This window comes from Pedobacter sp. (assembly GCF_045628745.1).
GTDB lineage: Bacteria > Bacteroidota > Bacteroidia > Sphingobacteriales > Sphingobacteriaceae > Pedobacter.
In genome coordinates this window covers 1-4,529 of the sequence record NZ_JAZQPU010000189.1, presented here as the reverse complement: position 1 = coordinate 4,529, position 4,529 = coordinate 1, and the positions used below count along the sequence as shown (strand labels likewise).

3 protein-coding genes are annotated in these 4,529 nt (G+C 41.0%); all 3 read right to left on the bottom strand.

What is annotated here, in order from left to right; all coding sequences use genetic code 11:
* A partial coding sequence (locus ACR2F7_RS07400) for an AAA family ATPase (protein WP_432712946.1) occupies positions 1-2,811 on the bottom strand: 2,811 nt, incomplete at its 3' end.
* A gap of 11 nt (positions 2,812-2,822) precedes the next feature.
* A complete protein-coding gene (locus tag ACR2F7_RS07395; protein WP_432712945.1) occupies positions 2,823-4,043 on the bottom strand; it encodes an exonuclease SbcCD subunit D C-terminal domain-containing protein in 1,221 nt (406 codons plus the stop codon).
* Between the two features lies 1 nt (position 4,044).
* Positions 4,045-4,529 (bottom strand): hypothetical protein (locus ACR2F7_RS07390; RefSeq protein WP_432712944.1); only part of this gene is annotated, 485 nt, incomplete at its 5' end.

The window sequence follows — 4,529 nt, the reverse complement described above, 5'->3', positions numbered from 1 at the left end:
GGTTGCCTCCAGCTTTTGTAATTGCCCCATTAGACCTTGAAATTCTGGCAGTGCAGCACTTAACTTTGATTCAGCAGCATGGTTAACTTTATGCTTTTGCTGGTACTGTGCTTCATAGGTTATCAATTGCTGCTCAGAGAGTTGAAAAGCCTGAGCTAATTCATCCCTGATCAGTTTAGGATTTTTATCTTCAAACAAGGTATAACGCTCATTTTTGGCCTGCGCGCAGCCTTCCATTTCTTTTTTATAATTGGAGTCGTCAGTAAGAAGAGCTGTAGTTTTAACATTTATGGCATCCACCAAGGCTTTTAATTCCGCTTCAATTTTCACCAATTGCGTTTGCTTACTATTCAGCTCATTCAAAGAAAACTGATAATCTTCCCAACGTTTAGTGAGTATAGCAACAACTTTTGGTAGTTCTTCATCCTGAAGTGACAAGCCATAAGGCGCTAATAAGGTCTTGATCTGGTTAGTTATACCGATGACGGTAACATTAGCCTCCGCTACTGCTGTTTTTGCACGTGACAGTTCCAGCTTCGTATTCTCCAGCTTTTGTTTAACAAGCGCTTCCTTTGCCTCTTCCTTCAGGATAGCTTCACTTTTCAGGCTAATAGCCTTAGCGCAAGTATCCATGCTGGCTTTTAGTTTTTTTAATGTAATGAGTTCTTCCTTCAACTTATCGATCTTCTCTGCGTTTCCAGAGATCATCGTTTCAATTAATGCTGGTTGATTAATGACGAAATGCTCAGGAATCAACTGGTTTAAATCGTCAAATCTATTTTGTAAAGCTTGCCTATCGGACTTTAAGGAAAGTAAATGCTGTTCTTTATTATTTAACTCCGTTGAAACTCTTACATATTCCTTTTCTTTATCCCTGAGCAATTGAAGAGCTGCTACGAGCCTTTGCTCTTGTTGATTTCTTTTTTCTTCAGTTGGCGAAAGGTATTTACCAGTGCTCAAAGAAAGCTCCCTGTCCGGATTTTGATCCACAAAAGGATGATCTAAGGCCCCACATAAGGGACAAGGTTTTTGTGGTTCAAGAGATAACCTTGCCTGTTCGTAATTTAGAATCTTCTGCTCTAATTCCACAGCCTCTTGCAGGTGTTTTAAATGCAAATCGGCTTGCTCTTTCTCCTCCAGCATTGTAGCAATCTCTGCGGAGAGCACCTGCATATTTGCCTTTAATTCTATAATTGTAGTGACGATACCTTGCTCTGCCATAGCGACCTTTTCATAGTTGAGCGCATAAGCATACTGCTGTTCATAATGATGCTGCAAGTCTGGCAAAAGGGTTATTTTTGCTTCTAAGTCATCCTGGCGATGAACGCCGAAGCCCTCTATATTAGCCAGAAGCATATTATATAATGCCTGATTTTCTTCCTGTTCCAGGATTAGTTGATAAACCTTACGGTTGGACTCTAAGACCACCGAAGCCTCTGTATTGCTTTGACCAAGGTAAGCCATCACCTGCTCTTCAGCATTGTGCATCAATAAGGTGGCCTGTTGAAACGCTAATTGCTGTTGTTCCAAAACGAGCAGCTGTTTTTCCAAAGCCAGGTCAAGCTCATTGGCTTGCAGCCAATTGCGCAATTGTTCTATTTGCTCTTGTAACTGCAGCCTTTCGACTATTTTTAAACTGTTCTGTTTATCTAAAAGAGTAATATCTCCTGTAGTTTCCTCAAATTTAGCTTTAGCTTTAGCCTCCCTTTCCACCAAATAGGCAATCTCCGCATCCATAAAAATCACCTTTTCCAGCACAGGTGCCAGTTGAGTTTGCTTAGATCTGATTTCATTAAACTTTTCTTTCGCCTGCTCATAAAGCACTTTAGCTGTATTCAACTCCGCCGTAAATTTTGGTAATTGTTTGTTGAGCTGATCAATACGGAAGGTAGTCGTCTCGATCTGGCTTTTTGTGGCTTTAATTTCAGCAAGATCAGGCCTAAATTCAACAGCTTTCTGATGTTGCTCCAGGAGCTGAAAACGGTCTGCATTTTCATTGTAGAGCACCTGCTTTTCCGCATGGGAGTCTGAAAAATACATGCTTTTGTATTTTAGTGTATTCAGGTTCTTTAGCCACTGCAATTGATTGGAAGTGGCAGTGTGCCTGGCTTTAATCAAAGTAAATCCATCCCCTAAGGTTTGCAAACGTAAATTATGCTCAATTACAAGTTCTTCAGTCAGCAACTCTACTCCTCCCAGTTTAGTCTTATCGGACTCGAGTTTATCTTTTACCGTTCTTTGTTTTTCGAATACAATTTTCGAAATGTCGGTATAGATGCCTGTATCTGTAATTTTTTCAAGCAACTCACTCCGTTCATTATCACCGGCTTTCAGAAACCGGGTAAAGTCTCCCTGTGATAAAATAACTGACCGTAAAAACTGTTTATAGTCTAGTCCGCAAAGTTCTACTATGGCTTTTTTAGTTTGCGATGTGGTATGGCCGCCAATTATTTTCCCTGTTGCCCGTTCTGCCAGTTCCATTTTTTCATTTTGGAGGATGCCATCAGGCTGATTTCTTGCCTTGGCCACCGACCACTTTGACCGATAAGCTATTTCTTTAACCTCGAATTCAACTTCAGCATAACATTGCCCGGTATGCCTTGACATAATTTCTTTCACATATTTCTCATGGCGATGCACCTCACCATATAAAGCTACCGTAATGGCATCTAAAATGGTCGTTTTTCCTGCACCTGTAGGCCCTGTAATGGCAAATAAACCGCAGTCAGAAAAAGGAGCTTCATCAAAACGAATCTCGTGTTCGCCTCTCAACGAGTTGATATTTAAAAACTTGACACTTAAAATTTTCATCGTTTGTCTTTTTAATTTTCCCTTTGGTTCATTTGTTCCATAATTTCATCAAAACTCTCTATCAAGTCTGTAAAGTCTGCTTCGCCATACTCAGCTTCACAGCATTTGATGAATACTGCTTTTGGAGCTAAGTCTTGTAAAGAAAATGCTTCCTCCGGCATTTCCTCAAGACTTTTTGCCGGTTTAAGCTTATGCTGGCGGATAAAAAAACGTTCAATAAAGGGTTTGTCTGCTTTAAAATGATGGAGTTGTTCTTCCAGATCTGCAATATTTGCCTCTGTTAAAACCTGGATCTCCACCCATGAGTGGTATTTGCATTGCTGGTCTTCCAGCAGCCGCAGCTTACTTTTTACCTGTTCCAGGTTTCCTTTAATGCGAATGAGTTTTCTATAACAAGGTACTTCATGTACTTTCATGCTTGTCATTTCAGCACCTTTAAATTCAACGATAACTACCTGTTTAGCATCATCGTTCTCAGAAAAGCTTAAAGGGATAGGTGAACCGCAATAACGGATATGCTCCATTTTGTTAACCACCTGTGGGCGATGGATATGACCCAGAGCAATGTAATCGAATTCCACGGGGAACTGGTCGCCAGCAACCTGTGCCAGGTTACCCACATGGATTTCTTTTTCACTATCTGAGGTGCTGGAACCCGCGGCAAAAAGATGCCCTGTAGCAATGACAGGAATCCCTTGTAATTTAAAGGTTGAAATATGTTCCACAAAATTATGGTAATGTTGAGCAATGCCAATTCTGATGCGCTCCTGCCTTTCATCGGTGGTCTCACCAGATATAGAAAGCCTGATGTCACGGTCTCTTAAAAAAGGCACTGCACAAACTACCAATTCAATGTTTCCTTCATTATCAGCAATTTCAATTACCTGATCGGTAAATACCTCAGGAACACCACCCACGACATGGACGTTGAAATACCTGAGTAATTCTTTGGGTGCATCGAGCGTGCTGACAGAATCGTGGTTTCCACCGATGATAATCACCTCCCTGCAACAGGTGTTTTTGACTTGACGTAGAAACCGATAATATTGTTCCAGGGCGGTATTTGAAGGGGATCCAGTATCAAAGATGTCACCTGCAATGAGGAGGACATCAATACATTCTGTTTTTAACTTGACGATCAACCAGTTTAGAAAATCCTGGTGTTCTTCTGTACGTTCATTTTGTTCCAGCTTTTTGCCGAGGTGCCAATCGGCAGTGTGAAGTATTTTCATGTTAATTTGATAACCAATTAAAAGTATCTGCATTTTCGATGGTGAAAACTTCACCGGGAACATCTATAAAGGCAATTCCATTTTGTAACAAGTGTTTTGTTTGTGGGGTATGGCCAACAACCTGGTGAAAGCCAGCTATTGGATCACTTAACAAGGCCTCTGGCCGCACCCAAATTGGTGATTGCCTTTTATCATTCCCAGATTGGTCTCCAAGACCATGTACAAAAGCAAAGGCATCTCTATCTTGAAGAAACTTTTGGTTAAGACTAGTTTCGAGGTTTTTAAGGTCAATTTGGTGATGGGTGCTCCAGGAGTGAGTGATGCCAGCATGGTTAAACACGATGTCTTTGTAGACATAACACATTTGCATGGCATCTAAAGCACTTTCAAGTACGCTGGAAATTTCCCGGGCAAAGCTCCGCTGGTATCGGCTATATCGATCTTCAATTCCATATAAATAATGAAAATCATGATTGCCGATCAGCA

Coding starts and splice junctions, on each gene's coding strand:
- ACR2F7_RS07395 (WP_432712945.1), bottom strand. CDS start 4,043: ATGAAAATACTTCACACTGCCGATTGGCACCTCGGCAAAAAGCTGGAA.